The organism is Pseudomonas sp. Leaf59, assembly GCF_920984685.1.
Classification (GTDB): Bacteria; Pseudomonadota; Gammaproteobacteria; order Pseudomonadales; family Pseudomonadaceae; genus Aquipseudomonas.
Window position 1 is genome coordinate 17,732 of the sequence record NZ_CAKLBR010000002.1, and the last position, 20,190, is coordinate 37,921.

Consider the following 20,190-nt stretch of genomic DNA (forward strand, 5'->3'; position numbering starts at 1 on the left):
CTGTAATTCTGATGCGGTGGGTGCACAGAACTCGTGGCTCGGATCGTTACCCGATAACCTTGGTTAAATTGGGCAGGATCAAAATCAATGTGGTGGCGAAAAGAATAAGTCCCGCCTGACGTACTTTCGAATGTTTGAACATGGCTGACTGCCTTTTGTTGTTATTCCTGAGCGTCAAATGCGTGCCGTTGAATTCAGTATCGCGATCTGGCGTGACATTTTTCTTACAGCTGCTCCAGCAAAACCCGGCAGCAACCTCTTACTGAGTTCAACCTTAGAGCGCTCGTTCTTGCAGTCTTAGACTCATTTCATATCAGATAATCGTCATTCGAGATTAAAAAGGCATAAGGCAGAACGCCATATTGGCGCCAATGCCTTGGCTAGACAGCTAAAACGATTAATCAGGTCATTCGCCCAGGTGCCTACCGTTCGTCCGGGCGCAGGGGGTCAAAGCAGTCAACGCATCCGCCATTGAAACCGTGTCAATCGGGCGTGAATAAAGGCGTACGGGGTGAATGCGCAGTTCTGCGCTTGCGTTGCAGGTATGTTTCAAGGCAGGCTCTGGGTGTTCATTATTCCCATCGCCGTGTCAGGTATTTTTTATGTCGCTACGCGTCTGCATTCTGGAAACCGATATCCTGCGCCCTGGCTTGATCGATCAGTACCAGGGTTATGGGCAGATGTTCAAGCGTCTGTTTTCCCGGCAGCCCATTGCTGCCGAGTTTGTCGTCTACAACGTTGTGCAAGGCGAATACCCGCCAGATGACGAAACTTTTGATGCGTATCTGATCACCGGCAGCAAGGCCGATTCCTTCGGCACCGACCCCTGGATCCAGACCCTCAAAACGTATGTGCTGGAGCGTTACGCGCGCGGCGATAAATTGCTCGGCATTTGTTTTGGTCACCAGTTATTGGCATTGCTGCTCGGCGGCAAGACCGAACGCGCAAGCCAGGGTTGGGGCATGGGCATCCACGATTACACGCTCGATGCCAAGGCCCCGTGGATGAGCCCCGAGGTGCCGGAACTGACCCTGCTGATCAGTCACCAGGACCAGGTCACCACGTTGCCGGCCAATGCCACGGTTATCGCCTCGAGTGAGTTCTGCCCCATCGCCGCGTATCACATCGGCGACCAGGTGCTGTGCTTCCAGGGCCACCCTGAGTTTGTCGCTGACTATTCGCGCGAGCTGCTGGAAATTCTTCAGACGACTCTTGGGGAAAAGGTCTACACCCAGGGCGTCGCAAGCCTTGAGCGAGACCACCACGGCGCGACTGTGGCGGAATGGATGATGCGCTTCGTGGCGCACAAGCCCGAGTCGGCTTAAAGCCAGCCCGACCGCTTGAAGCTGGCCCACAGACTGATGCAGCCGGTGGCAATCAACCCGAGTACCGCGAAGTAGCCGTAGTGCCATTGCAGCTCGGGCATGTTCTGGAAGTTCATCCCATAAATCCCCGCCACCGCCGTGGGGAATGCCAGGATCGCCGCCCAGGCGGCGAACTTGCGCTGTACCACGCTCTGGCGTGACGCCTCCAGCAACACCCCGATCTCGATGGTCTGGCTGGCGATATCGCGCAGGGTGGTAAGGTCTTCCATCTGCCGCGTCACGTGGATCTGCACGTCCCGGAAGTACGGGCGCATGTTCTTGTCGATGAACGGGAAGCTCAGCTTCTGCAGTTCCTGGCTGATCTCCACCATCGGCGCCACATGGCGCTTGAGTCGCAGCACATCGCGGCGCAGGCCGTGGATCTTCTGGATGTCGCGCTCGCTCAGCGAGCTGCACAGCACGTTGCGCTCCAGCTCATCGATCTCGGCATGGATCGCCTCGCTCACGGGCTGATAGTTCTCGGTGACGAAATCCAGCAGCGCATAGAGTACGAAATCTTCCCCATGCTCCAGCAACAGCGGCCGCGCCTCACAGCGCTGACGCACAAAGCCGTAGGACGCCGAGTGACCGTTGCGCGCGGTGATGATGTAGCCATTGCCGGCAAAGATATGGGTTTCGATAAACTCCAGCTTGCCGTTCTCGCGCACCGGCGAGTAGGTGACGATAAACAGCGCATCGCCGAAGGTCTCGAGCTTCGGGCGGCTGTGCTTTTCCATCGCATCTTCGATTGCCAGTTCGTGCAGGTTGAACTGGCGTTGCAGGTTGGTCAGCTCCAGGGTGGTGGGCTCTTCCAGCCCGATCCATACAAAATGACCCGGTTTGGCGGCCCAGGCCGCGCCTTCATCAAGGGTGATATCCGTGACTTTCTTGCCATCGCTGTAGACGGCGGCCGCAACAACTCTACCCATGATGCTGATCACTTCTATCGTGAGGACAGGAGTTGGGCAGCTTAGTCTGATTGACGTTCCGTTGTTACTCGATGGCATTTCACGTCGTTCAGGTGTTCTTCAGGAGCGCGCGCTCTGCAACGTCACGGTCCATCTGCGCGATGCATTCATCCATCTGCGTCTGACATGCTTGCATCAAGGCCGGAATGTCATCCGTCGTCAGACCAATCGTAGGAATCGGCGGCAACGACCGTATGAGTACATCGCCACTGTTCCAGTGATTGAGTTGCATATGCGTGACGTAATTGCTCACGCACACCTGCACCACCGGCACACCCGCGGCAATCGCCATGTGAAAGGCGCCTTTTTTGAACGGCAATAAACCCTTGCCCAGGTTTCGCGTGCCCTCCGGGAACACCCAGATCGACGTGTCTTCATGTTGCAGGGTACGCGTGGTGGTGAGCATCGCCCGGCGCGCCTTGTGCGCATTGCCCCGGTCGATCAGCACATTGCCCGCCAGCCAGAACAGCTGGCCGAACAGCGGCACCCATTTCAGGCTCTTCTTGGCGATACACACGGTACGGTGGGGCACCACGGTGCCCAGCACAAACAGGTCGTAGTTGGACTGATGATTGGCGATCACCACGCAGGGCCCCGGTTTCTGACGCAGCGAGTCGACGTTCGCCTTTACATTCAGGCGCAGGATCCACATCGCCGGCACTGCGTACAGGCGGGCACACAAGCGACTGTTGTCCGGATTGAATGGCCGGCAAATACCCAACAGCACGCCTAGCACACCGGCGACCATAAAGTGCAGACCCATCAACAACATACGTAACAGAAACAGCATCGACACGGCCCATCGAGACAAAAGGTGGCGCAGTGTACGGATGTGCACTGTATTCGGCAATTGACCCTAAGGACGTCGGAGATAGCCGATGTTTAAGCACATGTTTCAACAATCGCTGACAAACCCCTTCTAGAGCGGCTAGGAAAGTTTCGGATTCTCTTGTAAGAAAAAGCCCGACACGAGGTCGGGCTTCGGTGAGCGCTGTGCAGGAGGCTTAACTGAGGCCGTGGCTCTGGTCCTGGATGATTGCCTCATCCAGTGCCTCCAGCAGTGCCTTGCGCACCTTCAATTTGGTCTGCTTGTGCGCAGTCATATTGATCTTTTTCAACTGCCGCGCCGCTTCCAGGGCCGCCGCGTGCAATTCCTCAGGAGCCACCACCTTGTCGAGGAAACCCGCTTGCAGCGCGCCGTGCGGGTCAAACATCTCGGCGTTGATCACCGAGCGGTGAAAGGCCGACTTGCGCAGACGGTCCCGCGCCAGCTCGATACCGGCGTGGTGCATGGTCATGCCGATCGCCACTTCGTTCAGGCCAATGCTGAACGGGCCCTCCACGCCGATCCGATAATCCGCCGACAGCAGCAAGAACGCGCCCTTGGCCACCGCATGCCCGGGGCACGCGACAATCACCGGGAACGGATGCGACAACAGGCGCCGCGCCAGCGTCGAACCGGAAGTTACCAGGCCGATGGCCTCCTTGGGGCCTGCGGTCATTACCTTCAAATCATAACCCCCCGACAGAATGCCCGGCGTCCCGGTGATGACCACCACCGCGCGATCCTTCTCGGCCTGATCCAGCGCCTCATTAAAAGCGCTGACCACCGCCGGAGAAATGGCATTCACCTTGCCGTTGCTCAAGGTCAGGGTCGCGATACCTTCTTCGAAGTGGTAGGCAATCAACTCACTCATGACGCGTTTCCTTGCAGGACTTGTTAGAGAAGAATGCAGCAGACGTTACCCACCACGCACGCCTCGGTAAAGCGCCGTGACTGACTACCCAGTCAGGCTTTTCCCACACCTGCAAGGGTAGATGGCCCGGAGCAGGGTGTGAAAGGCGAGTCAGAGCCATGCCACCAGTGCCCGAGAATGGCACAATCACCGCCCTCGTCGGGGGCGTCCTGACGGAGCGATCTAACCGCATGAAAATTCTGAAAAAAACCTTTGCCATCAGAAAGGCTTTCGACTACATTAGCGCGCCTCGACAGACTGAACTGGTTTGCCGAGATACGGTGAAGTGTCCGAGTGGCTTAAGGAGCACGCCTGGAAAGTGTGTATACAAGAAATTGTATCGAGAGTTCGAATCTCTCCTTCACCGCCAAATTATGAAAACGCAAACCCCTGATTTTCCTAGAGAAAGTCGGGGGTTTGTGGTTTTTGGCGTTCCAAAAACAGCCCCATGGGACCGCCATGGGACTGGTGCTTTATTTTGGTGCGAAAAAAGCGGGTGTCAGCGCACGGGTTCGGTTGCTGCCAAAAGAAAACTTCTTGAGGTCGTTGATCGCTGCCCTATAGTCACTCTTCAGTGCACAGAACAGGGCGGCGAGGCTTAACGCATATGCCGTCAAAACATGCCCCGCTGACCAGATGAAAGGATGCCTCATGAGAGCGACCGTAGATCTAAAGCTCGCGTACGCCATTATCGGTAGGCCCCAAAGCGAAGAACTCAGCCAGCTGTATCAAAATGTTGATGTGACGATTGAGCAAGTACAGAGTGGCCGTGATCAGCAACTGATTATCAACTTGCATGAGCCATTAGACGATTTGGCCGAGTTCAACCAGGTATGGGTGACTGTCAACGGACGGGTGCAGGAGGGTATAGGGAGATTAGACGCAGGCCGCAATCGCATTCTCGTGACGCTGTACCGTCACCAAACCGGATAGAAAGGAACCCCACCCTGCGGCCGCACTGGTTACAATGAGCCATCATTCAAGGAAGGTGCTTTTTATGAGTAACGTGACAAATCACTACTATTACTTTGCATTCAAAGACTCCGCGGAAGGACCTAGCACAGAGCGAAATACAGCTGCGACACTTGGAATGCTTGAACAGAAGGTCACGCGACAGTTTATTCAGCATGCGAAGAAAGTCGCCGGGGCAGCTCCTGATGCCTTTATGTCGTGCTGTACCTACCTGGGCGAAATGACCAGTGCAGAGTTTCACGAAGGGTTCGAATAACGCCACTTATGTTCAAAAGGCCCCACACCTTGCCCAGGTGTGGGGCCTTTTTGTGTCCTACCGCTTGCCGGAATTCCTTGCACTGACCTATCCCCCTCGTGTGCGAAAAATTGCCGGAGACCCGATGCCCTGTATCTGCTCCAGGAGCGCGCGAGATTGAGCGTTGGTTACTGACCAGTTAGGCCTCTTGGATTCTTTTCGCGATGGCTTGCAGCTCATCCCAAGGCACAGCACGCTGGCCATGGAAGCTGCAACTGGGGGAGTGAATGAATTCCTCAGCCTTTTGGTGCTCAGGTTGTTGAACCTTGCATTTTCTACATGAAATTACGCCCATGCAGATTTGCCACCTAGCGCTCCAGTCAATTAGGTCATCTTTAGCTGTCATAAAATCGCTACGAATTACATTTTTATAGAGATGCCCGAGATCGGATTTTCGTTCCTTAAGTTCTTGAATATTTCCGACTAAACGGCGCGAGTGCGATTGAGTCGATGTTCACAGCTTTGGATAAAGCTGCCGCACAACGCGTTCCAAGCCTCTTGCATCTTGATCTTGTGGTGTGTTGGGCGGCAGAACTCTACTGTGCCATTGCGAGTGGCTGAAGTTTCAGTGCCATTTGGAGCATTCCTACGACGTCTGGGCCATCCTCATTGATCCAAGTTCCGTAGTGCTGGCGGATCATGTTGCCATTGGTGTGCCCCATCTGTTCAGCGATCCAATCGATTGAGGCAATGCCCGTCGTCAGCAACTGACTGGCGTAAGTGTGCCGGCACTGACCAGGTCCTCGATAGCGAACCCCGGCTGCGAGTAAATGAGCCTTGAAAAACCGGTCTCGTACGACAAAGTCGTTGGCGTGGGGCAGGCCGCTTTTGGTGTTCAAGAATACAAAATGCAGCGTGTGCCGTCGTACCGTCTTGTTGTCCCGCTCAACAATCTCTACGGTTTCCGCTTTTCGCTTTCGCGTTAGCGCATCTACCTTGCGCAAGGCATCCCACGCCGGGGCCAACAGGCGAACCTTGCGCATTGAGCGCCGGGTTTTCGTGACCCGATAGGCGCCGCGTACCTTTGATCGGCGAAAGGTCACCGTCCCTTGTTCCAGGTCGACATCCTCCCACGCCAGGGCAATGGTCTCGGATACCCGGGGGCCGGCCCAAATCATGAACTGCACCATCAACAGCTCAAGCGTGCGGGTGGTCGGTGTTTCGAGGATCTGCTTAATTTCCGCCCGGGTAAACGGGTCCGGCGCCTCGGGATCAGGCAGGCGCACCATCAAGCCTTCGGTGGGATCGTGGGCGACTTTCATCCGAGTTCGGTAGAGCCGGAACACTTGGCGCACGTTGCTGATGATGTCGCGGATGGTCTTGTTTTTCAGGGTTTTGGACAGCGTGCCCTGGATCCACTCCTGCAGGTCCAAGTGATCGATCGCGTTGATCTGCACCTTGCCCCAGCGTGGCCGTACATGCACCTCGGCCTTGTTTGCGTAACCTCGATAACTCGATGCCGCCACGCTGTTGGCTTTAATCCGCAACCACAGGTCCAGGTAGTGACCAAAGGTGTTTTCCACCAGCCTGGCTGAGTTGGGGAAGTGGCGTGCGTAATCAAAGCTACCGGACTCAATCTCGTATTCAATGATGGCGAGCAAGCGCTTTGCCTGGGCCACTGTGGCCGGCTTGTTTCCTCCTGGTATTGATTCGCGGCATTTTTCGCCGTCGTATTGAAAATAGATTCTCACGGAATTGCCGCGAGCTTCGACCCCACTCATGTAAACCCCTAAAGCTGTACTGGTATAGCGACAGTCTGACGATCGGAAACAAAAAGGCCCGTTTCCGGGCCAAGTATCTTGAAGCGCATCTTCTGGTGGACGCGGCTTATGGTTTGGACTTGTGGTTGCGAAGATGAGCATTCTGCAACTGGCGCCGCCGGCTGCATTTCAGGTGATTACCCTGGGCGCGCCACCTGCCACACTGGTCGCAGAGGCTGGTGTAGTCGATGTTCCAGGGAAAGCGTGGCACAGGTGACCGGTCGGAGCGGTTAGACATGACGCATGGCCCCCCGGGTTTGAGGGGCGGCGAGCAGCCTGGCCACCACCGCCGCATCCGTTTCGCTAAGTTCGCCTAGGGTGTTGGCCATCTGGCTGAGGCTTTCGAGGCGGGTTCGCGATTCAGGAGTTTTGTGCACCAGGTAGCCAATGACGGCCGCGCCGATAATCGCGGTGGCCACCAGGTGTCGTGCCGGTGTGATAGCCTTCGTGCCGCTGCTGCTTTGGGTCTGTGCTTGCATGGTTTAGTCCTCGGTGGTGGTTGGGTGTCGGGGAGCTGCAACTCCTCGACACTGCTTTTCAAAAAGTCAGTCCTTGCGGGCCAGGTGGATCACCAGGCCGTCGAAAGTCGGATCGTGCTCAGCGCATGATTGCCACTCCAGTACCCTCAAAATTTGTTGCCTACTGCAGTCGTCCACCAGGATTTCGCGCTGGCCACAGGCTGCCCGAACTTCCAGAATTTCCAGCAAATGGTCCTCGCCATACGCACCGGCCTGGATGATCGGCGCGCTTTCGCCCGCGAAGTCCAGGCGATCCTGCACGGCCTGTAGCTTGCAGGTTTTGTCGTCCCTGGCGTTGCCCATAAACACTTGGATCTGCATCGGTCTTGCCCTCCTTTACGCCTTGAATGTCCAGCATTTCACTGTGGTTGGCCGGGGTTGTGAACACGGGTTGCGGCTATTGAACGCAGCACGCACAGCGCTGTGTACGGCCTTGTTGCTGTCCAGAAACTTGCGGGAGCGGGACTCTTTGAGCAGGTCGCGCAACGTGGCCACATCGGCCAACTTCTGTTTGTGTTCGGCGCCATGGAGGCCGAGCAGTGGCAAACCGCGCTCAAGCATTTGGAGCGCTCCACCGAGCTGTACCCGAAAGCTGGCAACGACACCCGCATCGATAAGGTCCGCAAGGCCTTGGCAAAACACGCGGCCGCTAATCCGGCCTCCGAATAATCGACTACCCCCCCCCCAGCGGGGACCTGTGGAAGTGAGCCGCCCATTTATGGACCGTCCCACTGAAAACAGGCTCTCCGCCCTATTTGAGCGGCCAGCAATGAGCTTTTCCGGGAAAACCACCACCTTTGTGGAACAGACGATCGAGAACGACGGCTTTTGGCCAGACCTCTCTGTGTCCGAATTCCAGAAGGAACAACGCCTGCCGGCGGAGTACCTGGTAGAGCTGCTGGTCGACACACTGAAAAGCGCCATGGTTGAGGTGAACACCGACCTAGCCCGCGTGAAAGCTACCCTGCAGGGCGCTGGCGTATCGAGCCTGACGGCAGCGGCGGGTGCGGGCACCCCTGCGGCATGGGCCTACGCTCATAAAATCACGCTCTACAAGCGTGCGGTTTACTGCCGCGCCAAAGCCCACTCACTGCCGCAGTTCGCCACCGTCAATCGTCGCGAGAGCGCGGAGAACACCGGCAAGGAAGCCCCTGAACGTGTCGAAACGTTCCTGGCATTCAGCCAACAGGCCGTGCGCGTACTGCAGGGCCGTGGCCGCATCACGGCGGCGCTTCAGTGATCCAGTTGAAGGCGCTGACCGCCTACCTGATGGCTCGCAACCTGGTGGAACCGGAGCAGTTCGACAGCTGGACCGAACAGGTCAGCCTGGAGCTGATCTGGAAGCCCGACCTTGACGGCCTTCACATGGCTGACATGCGCTATCGCGCTGCTTTCTCCCTGGAACGATTCACCGGTAACCCGGGCAGGTTGATGGCCCTGGTCGGCAGTTGGCTTGAAACCCACGACCCCGATCGGGACCGCCACGAATTGCCGGCGCCGCTGTTTGCGATTGAGCCGCTGGACGCTGACAGCTTCGACGTCGACCTGTCCCTGGAGTTCGTTGAGCCCCAATACCTGGCCGAAGATCCAGGCGGCGAGATCGAGGCGTTCGGCAAGACCTGGGCGTTTGTCCCATTCGATCTGTGGACAGCCGAGCAGGGCGAGGTGGGCAGCGATGGCCGCTAGTGCGCTCGATCTGGACATTCGCGGCTTGCTCAACGTCGACGCGCAGCTGGCATTGCTTGAGCTGCCGCCGCAGTTGCGCCGGCGACTGCTGAACAACGTGACCAAGCGCGTGCGGACGATGAGCCGCAAGCGCATGCGGGAGCAGAAGAACCTGGACGGCAGCCCGTTCGCGGAGCGCAAGGGCAGTGCCAAGGGCAAAAAGAAGATGGAAGCCGGCCTGGCCAAGCTGCTGCAGGTCACGCGTGTCAGTTCCGATGAGGCCGAATTGGGCTGGAAAAACGCACTCACCCGATGGGTCGCCTCCCAGCAGCACAACGGCGTCAGCGAGCGGCGCACCGCCGCGCAGATGCGCCGCTGGAACAAAGTCCCCCCAGGAATTGCATGCACCGACAAACAGGCAAAACGCCTGCGCCGGCTGGGCTTTCGCGTGCGGCAGAAGGGCAAAAAAGCGCTGGCCAGGCCGTCAGTGGCTTGGATTCAAGAACACGTCAACTACGCCAAGGCCGGCTTGCTGATCCGCATTTTGAACGATGAAAGAACCGAGACCACCGGCGCGCAAAGCTGGGATATCACCCTGCCCAAACGCCAGTTCCTCGGCGTGGAGACCGGGAGCGAAACCCGCGAGCTGGTTAACCAGGTCTTCCAACAAATCCTTAATTCACCCCGCTAACGAGGCACCGCATGGCAATTGGCAAAGTCAGCGTTAACAATCTCAATCTGGGCCAAGGCGCCGTGACTGAGATCGAGCGCTATTTTCTCTTCATCGGTCCCGGCCCGAAAAACGTCGGCAAATTGATGCCCCTCAACACCGACAGCGACCTGGACGCCTCTCTGGGGCTGCCAGCCAGTGACCTGAAAACCCAGATCACTGCTGCACGCCTGAACGGCGGCGATCGCTGGGCGTGCCTGGCGGCGCCGATTGGGGCCGAAGGGGACTGGAAGACCGCCCTGGAGCAGTCCCAGCAGCAGGGTTTCTCTGTTGAGGCGGTTGTCATCACGCAACCGGTGGTCAAGGCCGCTGAATTGTCAGCGATGCACGACGCCGCTGTCGCGCTTGGCAATGTCTACGGGCGCCGCGTCTTCGTTATGGCCTCCACGTCCAGCCCTACGCCACTGCAGGCTTGGTCCGAATACCTGGTTGACCAGAAAGTGATCGTGGACGGCTTGGCCGCGCCCAGGGTGCTGGTCGTCCCTCAATTGCATGGCAATGACCTGGGCGTGCTGGCCGGACGCCTGGCCAATGCTGCGGTGAGCATCGCCGATAGCCCTATGCGTGTGGCCACCGGTGCGGTGCTGGGCCTTGGCGCCGTGCCCATCGACAAAGACGGTATCCCGTTGCCGTCCTCGATCCGCGCTGAACTGGACAAAGCACGCTTCTCCGTCTCCCAGACCTACCCCGATTACCCCGGCGTGTATTGGGGCGACGGCAACATGCTGGACACCCCGGCCAGCGACTACCAGGTCATTGAATATCTGCGACTGGCGGACAAGGCCGCCCGCCTGGTGCGTCCACTTCTGATCCGCCGCGTCGCCGATCGCCGGTTGAACAGCACCCCCAACAGCATGGCGGTAAACGTCACCGCGCTCATGGCTCCGCTGCGCCGCATGGCCAAGTCGGTGAAGTTCGCCGGCGAGGTATTCCCGGGCGAGATCGAATCGCCAAAAGACGGCGACATCGTGCTGGTCTGGAAGAGCAAAACCTCCGTCGAGGCGTTCATCAAGATCAAGCCCCACAACTGCCCGAAAGACCTCACGGCGAACATCGCCCTGGACCTTTCCAACGACGATTCGGAGTAACACCCCATGTCACGTATTGGCGGCAAAAACTTTGACGTGAACCTGGGCGATCTGCAGGTCCACGTCGAAAGCTGCACCCTGGATATCACCGACAACAGCAAGACTGCGCAAACCCGGGGTGTGCCTGACGGCTACGTCGACGGCGATGTGGCAGCAGCCGGTGAACTGGAGCTGGACTCCACCAACTTCAATCTGCTGATCGAGGCAGCGCGCAACGCAGGCAGCTTCCGCAAGCTCGATGCTTTCGACGCGGTGTTCTTCGCCAAGGCCGGCGACGACGAGCTGCGCATTGAGGCCTTCGGCTGCAAGTTGAAGGTATCCAGCCTGCTGAGCATCGATCCCAAGGGCGGCGAGAAGACCAAGCACAAGGTGCCGTTCGAGGTCACCAGCCCGGACTTCATCCGTATCAACGGCGTGCCGTACCTGGATGCCACTGAGATCGAGGGCATTAGCTGATGGTCTGCCCGTTCGATCGCGCCCAAGCCCTGGAACAACGTCAGCGGGACCAGGCTATCAACGCCCAGTTGGCCCAGGCCCGGCGTGAGTCAGCGGGCCCAAGCCTCACCCACTGCCAGGACTGTGATAACGAGATTCCTGCCGCGCGCCAGGCGCTCGGCGGCAAGACCCGTTGTGTCCCGTGCCAGTCCTTGTTCGAAAAAGGAGTGCAGCGATGAGCACGAATCAGGCGGCCCAGGACACCGCCATCGCACTGGCGAAGGCGTCACCTGCGATCGGTGTAGCGGCCACTGGAGCGACCGGGGCTGTCGACTGGTCGGCTGTCGCCTACATGCTGACTGCCGTTTACATGGTGCTGCAGATCCTGCTGCTGGTTCCCAAGTATCGCCAGATGTTGCGCGATTGGAAGGTGAAGCCGTGAGCCTGCGCGGCAAGATCGCCGCCGGCGCCATCGCGCTCTGCAGCTCCACGTTGGTGCTGTTTCTGGGCACTTGGGAAGGCAACGGCCAGAACACCGTGTATGCAGACAAGCTGGCCGGTGGCCTGCCGACTGTGTGCAAGGGCATCACCCATCACACCAGCCCTTACCCGGTGGTTGTGGGGGATTACTGGTCGGACGCTCGCTGCAACGAGGTGGAGCAGCTAGTGATCAGCAAAGGCCAACTGCAGTTGGCTGACTGCATCACCAACCAACAAGTGGGCCAGAACACTTTTGACGCACTGAGCAGCCATGGCCACAACTTTGGCACGGCCAGCACCTGCGCCAGTCGCGCCGTAGGCCTGATCAACGCCGGCCGAATAAAAGACGGTTGCCAGGCGCTGGCCTGGGCGCCAGACGGCAAAACGCCGGTGTGGGCCTATGTCACCGGCCCCCCGGGCAAAAAGGTGTTTATCCCTGGCCTACATGCGCGTCGGTTGGCCGAAGCGGCGCTGTGCGAGGCGTGGCTGTGATGCGCGACGGCATTTTCATTCTGGTGCTGTGTTTGGTGGGCTGGTTCGGTTTCGACCTGCTGGAAGGCCAACGCAACGCCGCCCGCAGCGAGCGAGACGCCGCGCTGCTTGAAGTCAGCGGCCTGCGAGAGGCGGCGCGTATCAGCGGCGAAATGCTGGCCGCGCGTGACGCCATCGACCTCCAACGTACCCAGGAACTCAACGATGAACGCATCGAAAACGATGGCTTGCGCCGCGCTGTTGACGCTGGCCTTAACCGGTTGCGCCTCAACGCCACCTGCAGCGCCCCAGCCACCCCAGCGGCCGGCGCCGGCCGCGTGGTTGATGCAGCCACCGCCGAACTCACAGCAGACGCTCGACAGGATTATTTCACCCTCAGAGATCAACTCGCCCTCAGCCGGCAAATGATCCTGGGCCTGCAGGACCACGTGCGCAGGGTATGCCTGCGCTGATTCAGCACTTTTCTAACCTCAACGGAGCAACACCATGACCGATACACGCGATATCACCCTGGAAGTCGGCGACAAGGAATTCACCTTCGCACTGACCCCGCAGGACGTGACCAAGTACTTCAATGCCGTGACGCAGACCAACAAGGTTTCGCCGGCCAACAACCTGCTGGTGACCACCGTTAAGCAGGAAGACCGCGCCACGCTCAAGGCCTTGCTGGGCAATCCGGTACTGGTCATGCAACTGGCCGGCGCGCTCCTCGAGGAGTACGGGCCGGACGTTGAAATCACCGTAAAAAAGCCCTCGACCACGCCGAACGACTGACCGAAAACGGCCTTGGCCAACTGGTGGCCCTGGCCAGCCGCTGGCTACCTGGTGCCGAGCCCACCGCCGAGGTGATGGGCACGGCCAAGTGGCTGGAGGACGAGCATTGGCGCCGGATGGAAATCGCCATTGCCAACGGCATCGCCCACGCACTCAACGGATAAACACAGATGGCTGACAAAAGCGCCCGCCTGGCCTTCATTTTGAGCCTGACCGATAAGGTCACCGCCCCGCTGGGCAAGGTCAAAATGGGCTTTTCTGACCTGGCTGAACAAGGCCAGAAGAACATCACCCAAATGGGCGTTGGCCTGGCTGGGATGGTGGGTGCCGGCGTGGCCATCTCCGAATCGCTGGAACCAGCCTTGGAGATGAACCGGGCGCTGGGCGAGGTCCGATCGCTGAACGTTGCGGAAGATGCCTTGGATTCGCTCAATCGCAAGTCGTTGGAGTTTTCGGTGAACTACGGCGAGAACGCCCGGGACTTTGTCGCCTCGGCGTACCACATCGAGGGCGCTATCAAAGGCCTTGCGGGCAGTCAGCTGGCGACCTTCACCAACGCCAGTGCCGTGTTGGCCAAGGCCACCAAGTCCGATGCGGACACCATGGGCACCTACGTTGGCACCATGTACAACCTGTTCAAGGGCCAGGCCGACGCCATGGGCAAGGGCCAGTGGGTGGAAAATCTGGCGGGGCAGACGGCCACCGCGGTGCAGCTGTTTCGCACCAGCGGCGAGCAGATCGGCGAGGCTTTCAAATCCGCCGGCGGCCTGGCCAGCACCGCCGGAGTGAGCCTGGCCGAGCAAATGGCGGTACTGGGCACGCTGGGCAGCACCATGGACGGCGGGGAGGCCGGTGGTCTCTATAAGTCGTTTTTCGAGAATGTCAGCGGCGCCTCGGAAAAGCTCGGCATGTCCTTTGTCGACCAGCAGGGCAAGTTGCTGCCGATGATGGACATCCTGGACAAGCTCAAGGGTAAGTTCGGGGATCTGTCTATTGAGGCCAACGGCAAGAAGCTGCGTGACGCCTTCGGTGGCGAAGCGGCGCGGTTGATCACCACCTTGATGGGCGACACCGGTCGCCTGAAAAACGGCATGGAGCAACTTGGCAACGTGCGCGGCCTGGAGAACGCCGAGCGCATGGCCAAAAACATGGTGGACCCGTGGCAGCAGTTTGGCGCCGCTGTGCAGGCGCTGCGTATCGCCTTCGGGCAGTCACTGATCCCGATTCTGGCCCCGCTGATGGACCGCCTGGTGGCCATCGCCAGTACGCTGACCCGCTGGACCCAGCTGTTCCCCAATATCACCCGCGCAATCGGCATCACGGTGCTGGTGGTCTTCGGCATCATCGCCGCTATGTCCCTGCTTACCATGACGGTTGGCATCTCGAAAATGGTCTGGCTGGGCATGGTCACCGTCTGGAAACTCCTGACCATGGCCGGCCTGCGCAGCGTGGCCATGTTCCTGTACCACACCGTCATGGTGATCGGTTTTGTCGCCGGCCTGGTGCTGATGGTCGCCTGGATGGGCCTGGTCAAGGGCGCCATGCTGCTGTGGCAAGGCGCGATCTGGCTGGTCAACACCGCGTTGCTGGCCAACCCGGTGACCTGGATCGTGATCGGCATTGTCGCTCTGGTCGCGGCCGTCGCGGCGGCGATCATTTATTGGGACCAGTGGACCAGCGCGCTGCTCAACAGCGAGGCGTTCCAGTGGGTCAGTGGCCAACTGACCGCGCTGTCGGACTGGTTCGATTCGATGGGCGGCTGGTCGAGCATGGCCAGCGCCGCGTGGGACGCCATCGTCGCCATCTTCAAAAGCGCGATCAATGGCTTGATCGATATGCTGAACAAGATCCCCGGCGTGAGTATCGATGCGGCGTTCGGTGACATGCCGGCCGCGCCGGATCTGCCGACAATCAGCGCGCCCCAGGTCGAGGCGCCATTGCTGCCGCAGTTGGTCAGCGCACCCCAGCCACCGATCCAGGCGCCGCCTTTGGTACTGGCTGCACCGCCAAAGGCAGCGGCGCCGGCAATGCCCACGCTCAACACGCTGCAGCCCCAGGCTCAAGCGCCGGCCCTGGTGCTGGCACCGGTGCCAAAAACACCGGCGCCGGTCGCGCAACCGCTGACCGCGCCCCAAGCGCCGCGCACGGCACCGGCACTGGTGGCTGCGCCGGCCTTGAAAACGCCCGCGCCGATCGGGCCGCAGCTGCGTGTCCCCCAGCCTACGCAGCCGCCCGCCCTGGTGACAGCTTCCAAACCGACCGAGAAGGCCGAGCAAAGCCAGGAACGGATCAACAGTGCAGTGACCAGCCTGTCACCCAAGCGGCCGGACGCGGTGCCCCGGGGCGGCTTGCTGTCCAGCATCCAGAACAACAACCAAACCCAAAACAAGGGCACCCACGTGGAGAACGTCAACATTCACACCGGTAAAACCATGAACCCGCTGGAGCTGGAAGGCATGTTGGCCATGGCGGTGGGCGGATGAGCGATTACATCGACCTGCTGATTGTGGAAAACGACCTGGTGCTGGACCCCTCGCGTCAGCCTTTGCTGATCGAGGACCGGGCCAGCATCGCCCAGGACATTGCGCACATGATCCGCGAGAGCGGCTTGCTGGTCACGCTGGTGGCCGAACGCAGCAAGTTGCGTCAGCGCGATTGCATCCAGCAACTGGAGCTGCTGGTAGAGGCCGACGAGCGCCTGGTGCCTGGGACGGCGCTGATCAACCAGGTGCGGTCCGGCCAGTACCTGGTCACAGCCAAAACGCTGAAATTCGGCGATATCGAGGTGGTGTTGTGAGCGACGTAGATTTTAAACAGGCGCTCGCAGACGCTGGCATTCCGATCACCGAGGACGGGTTGCGCAAGGCTTGGGAAAAGGAAGTGGCCGCCCAGGGCAGCAAGATGAGCAACACCAGTGCCTATTCACCGTTCTGGCGGGTGATCACCGCCCTGGTAACCAAGCCGGTGCTGTGGCTGATCAACTTCATCAGCGGCACGATCCTGCCCAACTTCTTTGTGAAAACGGCCCAAGACAAGTGGCTCGATATGCTGGCCTGGGCAGTCAATGTGGAGCGAAAGGGCGCAACCAAGGCCCAGGGTATGTTGCTATTTACCCGTGACGTCGCCGGCGGCGTGCTGCAGCTGCCCGCCGGCATACAGGTTCAGTCCGCCGCTATTAACGGCCATGTTTATCAGTTGGTCACAACCCAGGCGGCAACCTTTGCGGACGGTATGCTGCAGCTGGAGATCCCCGCACAAGCGCAGGAGGTGGGTAGCGGCTACAACCTGGCGCCGGGTTACTACGCCATTTTGCCTGTGCCCATTGCCGGCATCGTCCAGGTGGTGAACGCGGACGGCTGGCTGATTGCACCAGGTGCAGATCCAGAACCAGACGATCAACTGCGTTTGCGCGTGCGCAACCAGTTCTCGGCGGTCAACCAGTGGCACACCGATGCGGTGTATCGCGCCATGATCTCGGCCTTTCCAGGCGTGCGCCCCGATGGCGTGTATTTCCTGCACGGTGCTCCCCGGGGCCCAGGCAGCGCCAATGCCTATGTGCTGTTTGAAGCCGACGTGCCGGCCGCGACCTACTTGGAGCAAATCAACGCCCATATCCGCGACCAGGGCAACCATGGCCACGGCGACGATCTGTTGGTGTTGGTGATGCCCGAGACGCAGCACGCCCTGCGTGTGCTGCTGTGGCCGCGCCCGGTGCTGACCAGCGAGCAGCGCACCAAGCTGCAGGCCGAGGTCGAGCAGTTCATCCGGGCAGCCTTTCGCGAGAGCGGTACCGGCGATTACCAGCCGACCCTGACCTACCCACAGGCGCGCTTTTCATTCAGCCGCCTGGGCGAAGAACTCCACCAGCAGTTTGCCGGCATTGAGTCGCTGCACTTCGACAATGCCGACATTGTGTCGGAACTGACGATTCCACGGATCAGCAGCCTGCAGGTGGTGTTGCCATGATCAAGCTCGGTTTGCCGTTCTGGCTCGATGGTCCGCAACTGGCCAAGTTGAAAGCTGCAGCGCAGTCATGGTGGGAAACGGTCGAGGGCTGGTTGCACTGGCCGCTGCTGCAGATGGATGCGGAAACCTGTCACTTGACGGTGCTCGACCTGTTGGCCTGGCAGCGCGATATCAGCCGCTTCAAGGACGAGCCGGAAAACCTGTACCGCTTGCGGGTGAAATACGCCTTCATCAATGCCGTCGACGCCGGCAGCACGGCCGGACTCAAACGCATCCTGCAGCGCCTGGGCGTGGGTTATGTCGAGATTGACGAGCGCATGGCCGATCGGGACTGGGACGTGGTGCTGCTGCGCCTCTCCGACTCGCAGCTGTCGCAGAACCCCGAGCTGCTGCGCGTGCTGATTCAGCAATACGGCCGCACCTGCCGGCGCTATGACTTCGTGACCATCACCCCTGTATCGCTGCGCATCGTCGCAGTGGACTTCAACGACGACCAGCAAACGCTGATCGCCAGCCTGTAGGAGCCCTCATGGGAGCCAGTATTACCCTTGCAGGTGAAAGCCTGATTGCCCAGAAAATGGGATCGAAACAACGCCTCGAAGTCGTGCGCTTTGTGTTTGCCAACGTGCCGGACCTGAACCCGAACGCACCGGTCAATCGCGCCGCCGCGAAGCCCCCGGCCGCGCAGATCGTGCACAGCTACACCATCCCCCAGCAAAACGTGGGGTATGTGAACCCCAATCAGGTGGTCTACAGCTCGATGCTGGGCAGCGATGTCGGAGATTTTGATTGGAACTGGATCGGCCTTGAGACTGCCGAGAACGTGTTGCTTGCCGTGGCTTATGTGCCGCTGCAGCAGAAGCGCAAGAACATTCCCCCGCTGCAGCTGGGCAACAACGTTACCCGCAACATCCTGGTGGTGTTTGATGGTGCCCAGGCACTCACCGGCATCACCATCGACGCCAGCACCTGGCAGCATGACTTCACTGTGCGGCTCAAAGGCATTGATGAGCGTGAGCGTCTGAGTAATCGGGATGTGTTTGGCCGTGCCTGCTTTTTTGGCAGCGCGTTTCAAGTTGAAAAGGTGGGATCCGCCTACCAACTGAATCCGGGCGTGGCGTACATCGAAGGTGTGCGCATCGAGCTGGCCAAGGTCTCGCCAGTTGTGCCGGCACAAATTCCCACCCAGAGCTGGCTGCAGGTCTCATTGCGTCGGGAGCTGAACGATGTGGTGGCCTCTTGGAAAGTGGTGTTCGCGCCGGACCAAGTCGACTATGTGACCTCTGACGGTGCCCAGGTCTACTGCGTGCCTCTGGCCGATCTGACCGCCTCGGCAGTGAGCGATCGCCGGACGGTTGAGGCTATCAATGGGCCGCTGATCCAACATCTGGCTGCGCGCAACGGTGATTATCAGAACCTGCGCGCTCGTGCGACGACCAAGGGCGATGTGGGCCTGAGCAATCTGCCGAATGCGATCAGCGACGACGATACCACCAACGACAGCTTGATTTTGGCTACGACCAGGGCGGTTAACGCCGTTCGTTTGTCGCTGCAGGACGCTATCAAAAAGCTGATCAACGGCACCACGCCGGCCGGCAAGGCGAAGCAGTTGGAAACGGCGAGAAAGCTATCGATCAGCGGCGCCGGCACCGGCAGCGTGGATTTTGATGGCACTGCAGACGTTGATATCCGGCTGACGATGCCGGATATCGTCGCCGCCTGGAAATACACCAAGGTAACGGTCAACTCCAAAGGCTTGGTGGTCAGTGGCGAATATCTCCAGCCGAGCGATGTGCCCGCGTTGGACTGGTCGAAGATCAGCAGCGGCAAGCCTACGACCCTTGAAGGGTACGGCATTACCAACGCGTTGCCGCTGGGCCTTACCAGCAAACGGCCCCAGCTATATGCGCCTGCACCAGGGAGGGAGTACTACAAGGGCGCGTTAGAAATTCGGGAAGCGATGTTGGTCACCGATACGCAGAACAACTTCGACTACGCCCCACGTATGCAATTTCACTGGGGCGGTGTGGTTGCCGGCGATCTTGCGATGGACATACATGGTGCACTGCAGTGGCAAGGTCTTCCGATTTGGACCGCTCATAATTTCACACCAGCGGTGAAAGCAGACAAGGCCACAACGCTTGCTGGCTATGGCATCACTGACGCCATCCAGACCGGAAAATGCGGATTGGCATCGTCCAGCGCGGCGCTAAGCCCGATCGACACCATCGGCCTCCCAGGCGGGTTTCACTACTTTGGCGAAGGGCCAACGACCTTTGAGCAGTATGTCAGCGTCCTGAATATTCCTTATGGGAGCAGCGCCTACGCGGGTCAGATCGGCCTCCAACAGGGAACGATCGAGCCCCGGGCGCTCATTCGATCAGTGAACAACGCGGGCAACTGGACGCCCACACGTGAGCTATGGCACAGCGGCAACCTCAATCCCTCGAGCATCGTGCCTCCAGGAACGGTCGTGGCGTTTGCCATGGCGACACCGCCGTCGGGCTTTTTTAAAGCGAATGGCGCAGCGGTGTCTCGAATCACGTACGGGGCTTTGTTCGCGCAGATTGGCACGAGCTACGGGGCAGGGGACGGCGTTAATACGTTCAATCTGCCAGACCTTCGCGGCACATTCTTGCGCGGTTGGGACGACAGTCGCGGACTCGATGCTAATCGAGGACTGGGGACCCTGCAGGGCAGTCAGAACGCCAGCCACACGCACGGCGCGTCTAGCGACGTACAGGGCGCACACAGTCACGGCATTTGGCCGATCGCGCTCAACATCACCACCGGCCAGGGCGGTGGGCACTACTCGGTAGGCGCCTCGCTTTCGGCAAACAGCGGATCCGCCGGCGCCCACAATCACAACATCACAGTCGACGCATCGGGCGGTATCGAAGCACGCCCGGTCAACGTTGCCATGGTGTATTGCATCAAATACTGAGGT

Annotated in this window: 25 protein-coding genes, 1 tRNA gene and 1 pseudogene; 20 read left to right on the forward strand and 7 right to left on the reverse strand. The window is 59.6% G+C overall.

Going from position 1 to position 20,190, the window contains the following annotated elements:
• Positions 1-602: 602 nt before the first annotated feature.
• Positions 603-1,325 carry an amidotransferase gene (locus LUB09_RS01795; protein WP_209983874.1) on the forward strand — a complete coding sequence of 241 codons (723 nt, stop codon included), beginning with the start codon at positions 603-605 and terminating at the stop codon, positions 1,323-1,325.
• Here the strand turns inward: LUB09_RS01795 and LUB09_RS01800 are convergent.
• The 3 genes from LUB09_RS01800 to LUB09_RS01810 all read right to left on the reverse strand — a co-directional run bounded on the left by LUB09_RS01800 (position 1,322) and on the right by LUB09_RS01810 (position 4,029).
• On the reverse strand, positions 1,322-2,293 hold the full coding sequence (locus LUB09_RS01800) for a magnesium and cobalt transport protein CorA (protein ID WP_209983872.1): 972 nt from the start codon (positions 2,291-2,293) through the stop codon (positions 1,322-1,324). The genes LUB09_RS01795 and LUB09_RS01800 overlap by 4 nt on opposite strands.
• An 88-nt stretch (positions 2,294-2,381) precedes the next feature.
• The gene (locus LUB09_RS01805) at positions 2,382-3,122 is read right to left on the reverse strand and encodes a lysophospholipid acyltransferase family protein (RefSeq protein ID WP_231421415.1); all 741 of its coding nucleotides are present in this window, start codon (positions 3,120-3,122) and stop codon (positions 2,382-2,384) included.
• 214 nt (positions 3,123-3,336) lie between these two features.
• Positions 3,337-4,029: a crotonase/enoyl-CoA hydratase family protein gene (locus LUB09_RS01810; RefSeq protein WP_231421416.1), complete on the reverse strand. Its 693-nt coding sequence runs from the start codon at positions 4,027-4,029 to the stop codon at positions 3,337-3,339.
• A 319-nt stretch (positions 4,030-4,348) separates the two neighbouring features.
• On the opposite strand from LUB09_RS01810, the gene LUB09_RS01815 reads away from it, so the two are divergent.
• The 3 genes from LUB09_RS01815 (at position 4,349) to LUB09_RS01825 (ending at position 5,296) form a co-directional block, all read left to right on the forward strand.
• Positions 4,349-4,438: transfer RNA gene (locus LUB09_RS01815), tRNA-Ser, on the forward strand.
• 281 nt (positions 4,439-4,719) lie between these two features.
• Positions 4,720-5,001: a hypothetical protein gene (locus LUB09_RS01820; RefSeq protein ID WP_231421417.1), complete on the forward strand. Its 282-nt coding sequence runs from the start codon at positions 4,720-4,722 to the stop codon at positions 4,999-5,001.
• A 64-nt stretch (positions 5,002-5,065) separates the two neighbouring features.
• Positions 5,066-5,296 (forward strand): hypothetical protein, encoded by a 231-nt coding sequence (locus tag LUB09_RS01825; protein WP_231421418.1) that lies wholly within the window; start codon positions 5,066-5,068, stop codon positions 5,294-5,296.
• A gap of 575 nt (positions 5,297-5,871) precedes the next feature.
• On the opposite strand, the gene LUB09_RS01830 is transcribed toward LUB09_RS01825, so the two are convergent.
• From LUB09_RS01830 to LUB09_RS01845, 4 genes and pseudogenes are all read right to left on the reverse strand, one after another.
• A complete protein-coding gene (locus LUB09_RS01830; protein WP_231421419.1) occupies positions 5,872-7,056 on the reverse strand; it encodes an Arm DNA-binding domain-containing protein in 1,185 nt (394 codons plus the stop codon).
• 269 nt (positions 7,057-7,325) lie between these two features.
• Positions 7,326-7,574 carry a hypothetical protein gene (locus LUB09_RS01835; protein ID WP_231421420.1) on the reverse strand — a complete coding sequence of 83 codons (249 nt, stop codon included), beginning with the start codon at positions 7,572-7,574 and terminating at the stop codon, positions 7,326-7,328.
• Between the two features lie 66 nt (positions 7,575-7,640).
• Positions 7,641-7,934, reverse strand: a complete 294-nt coding sequence (locus tag LUB09_RS01840; protein WP_231421421.1) for a hypothetical protein — start codon at positions 7,932-7,934, stop codon at positions 7,641-7,643.
• A 15-nt stretch (positions 7,935-7,949) separates the two neighbouring features.
• Positions 7,950-8,135, reverse strand: a pseudogene (locus LUB09_RS01845) (hypothetical protein); the annotation flags it as partial.
• Positions 8,136-8,382: 247 nt separating this feature from the next.
• Here LUB09_RS01845 and LUB09_RS01850 point away from each other — a divergent pair.
• Genes LUB09_RS01850 through LUB09_RS01925 form a run of 16 tightly spaced genes read left to right on the forward strand, consistent with a single transcriptional unit; the run spans position 8,383 to position 20,187 of the window.
• Positions 8,383-8,853 carry a head completion/stabilization protein gene (locus LUB09_RS01850; RefSeq protein ID WP_231421631.1) on the forward strand — a complete coding sequence of 157 codons (471 nt, stop codon included), beginning with the start codon at positions 8,383-8,385 and terminating at the stop codon, positions 8,851-8,853.
• Positions 8,850-9,299: a phage tail protein gene (locus LUB09_RS01855; RefSeq protein ID WP_209983838.1), complete on the forward strand. Its 450-nt coding sequence runs from the start codon at positions 8,850-8,852 to the stop codon at positions 9,297-9,299. Before LUB09_RS01850 ends, LUB09_RS01855 begins: the two co-directional genes overlap by 4 nt.
• Positions 9,289-9,969, forward strand: coding sequence for a phage virion morphogenesis protein (locus LUB09_RS01860; protein WP_231421422.1), 681 nt, complete (start codon positions 9,289-9,291; stop codon positions 9,967-9,969). The genes LUB09_RS01855 and LUB09_RS01860 overlap by 11 nt, the downstream gene beginning before the upstream one ends.
• Before the next feature lie 11 nt (positions 9,970-9,980).
• Positions 9,981-11,096, forward strand: a complete 1,116-nt coding sequence (locus LUB09_RS01865; RefSeq protein WP_231421423.1) for a DUF2586 domain-containing protein — start codon at positions 9,981-9,983, stop codon at positions 11,094-11,096.
• A 6-nt stretch (positions 11,097-11,102) separates the two neighbouring features.
• Complete coding sequence (locus LUB09_RS01870) at positions 11,103-11,552, forward strand: phage protein (protein WP_003235237.1); 450 nt, start codon at positions 11,103-11,105, stop codon at positions 11,550-11,552.
• The gene (locus LUB09_RS01875) at positions 11,552-11,770 is read left to right on the forward strand and encodes a TraR/DksA family transcriptional regulator (protein ID WP_231421424.1); all 219 of its coding nucleotides are present in this window, start codon (positions 11,552-11,554) and stop codon (positions 11,768-11,770) included. The genes LUB09_RS01870 and LUB09_RS01875 overlap by 1 nt, the downstream gene beginning before the upstream one ends.
• The gene (locus LUB09_RS01880; protein WP_063033543.1) at positions 11,767-11,973 is read left to right on the forward strand and encodes a hypothetical protein; all 207 of its coding nucleotides are present in this window, start codon (positions 11,767-11,769) and stop codon (positions 11,971-11,973) included. The genes LUB09_RS01875 and LUB09_RS01880 overlap by 4 nt, the downstream gene beginning before the upstream one ends.
• Complete coding sequence (locus LUB09_RS01885) at positions 11,970-12,503, forward strand: lysozyme (RefSeq protein ID WP_231421425.1); 534 nt, start codon at positions 11,970-11,972, stop codon at positions 12,501-12,503. Before LUB09_RS01880 ends, LUB09_RS01885 begins: the two co-directional genes overlap by 4 nt.
• Positions 12,503-12,955, forward strand: a complete 453-nt coding sequence (locus LUB09_RS01890) for a lysis system i-spanin subunit Rz (RefSeq protein WP_122456930.1) — start codon at positions 12,503-12,505, stop codon at positions 12,953-12,955. The genes LUB09_RS01885 and LUB09_RS01890 overlap by 1 nt, the downstream gene beginning before the upstream one ends.
• 34 nt (positions 12,956-12,989) lie before the next feature.
• The gene (locus tag LUB09_RS01895; protein ID WP_186751381.1) at positions 12,990-13,277 is read left to right on the forward strand and encodes a putative phage tail assembly chaperone; all 288 of its coding nucleotides are present in this window, start codon (positions 12,990-12,992) and stop codon (positions 13,275-13,277) included.
• Between the two features lie 20 nt (positions 13,278-13,297).
• Complete coding sequence (locus tag LUB09_RS01900) at positions 13,298-13,441, forward strand: DUF6890 family protein (protein ID WP_032872601.1); 144 nt, start codon at positions 13,298-13,300, stop codon at positions 13,439-13,441.
• A gap of 6 nt (positions 13,442-13,447) precedes the next feature.
• The gene (locus LUB09_RS01905; protein WP_231421426.1) at positions 13,448-15,760 is read left to right on the forward strand and encodes a phage tail tape measure protein; all 2,313 of its coding nucleotides are present in this window, start codon (positions 13,448-13,450) and stop codon (positions 15,758-15,760) included.
• Positions 15,757-16,074 carry a DUF2590 family protein gene (locus tag LUB09_RS01910; RefSeq protein WP_003235256.1) on the forward strand — a complete coding sequence of 106 codons (318 nt, stop codon included), beginning with the start codon at positions 15,757-15,759 and terminating at the stop codon, positions 16,072-16,074. Before LUB09_RS01905 ends, LUB09_RS01910 begins: the two co-directional genes overlap by 4 nt.
• Positions 16,071-17,243 (forward strand): baseplate J/gp47 family protein, encoded by a 1,173-nt coding sequence (locus LUB09_RS01915; RefSeq protein ID WP_231421427.1) that lies wholly within the window; start codon positions 16,071-16,073, stop codon positions 17,241-17,243. Before LUB09_RS01910 ends, LUB09_RS01915 begins: the two co-directional genes overlap by 4 nt.
• Entirely contained in the window at positions 17,240-17,764 is a 525-nt protein-coding gene (locus LUB09_RS01920) for a phage tail protein (protein WP_003235260.1), read from the forward strand. Before LUB09_RS01915 ends, LUB09_RS01920 begins: the two co-directional genes overlap by 4 nt.
• A gap of 8 nt (positions 17,765-17,772) precedes the next feature.
• Positions 17,773-20,187 carry a phage tail-collar fiber domain-containing protein gene (locus tag LUB09_RS01925; protein ID WP_231421428.1) on the forward strand — a complete coding sequence of 805 codons (2,415 nt, stop codon included), beginning with the start codon at positions 17,773-17,775 and terminating at the stop codon, positions 20,185-20,187.
• Positions 20,188-20,190: the final 3 nt, after the last annotated feature.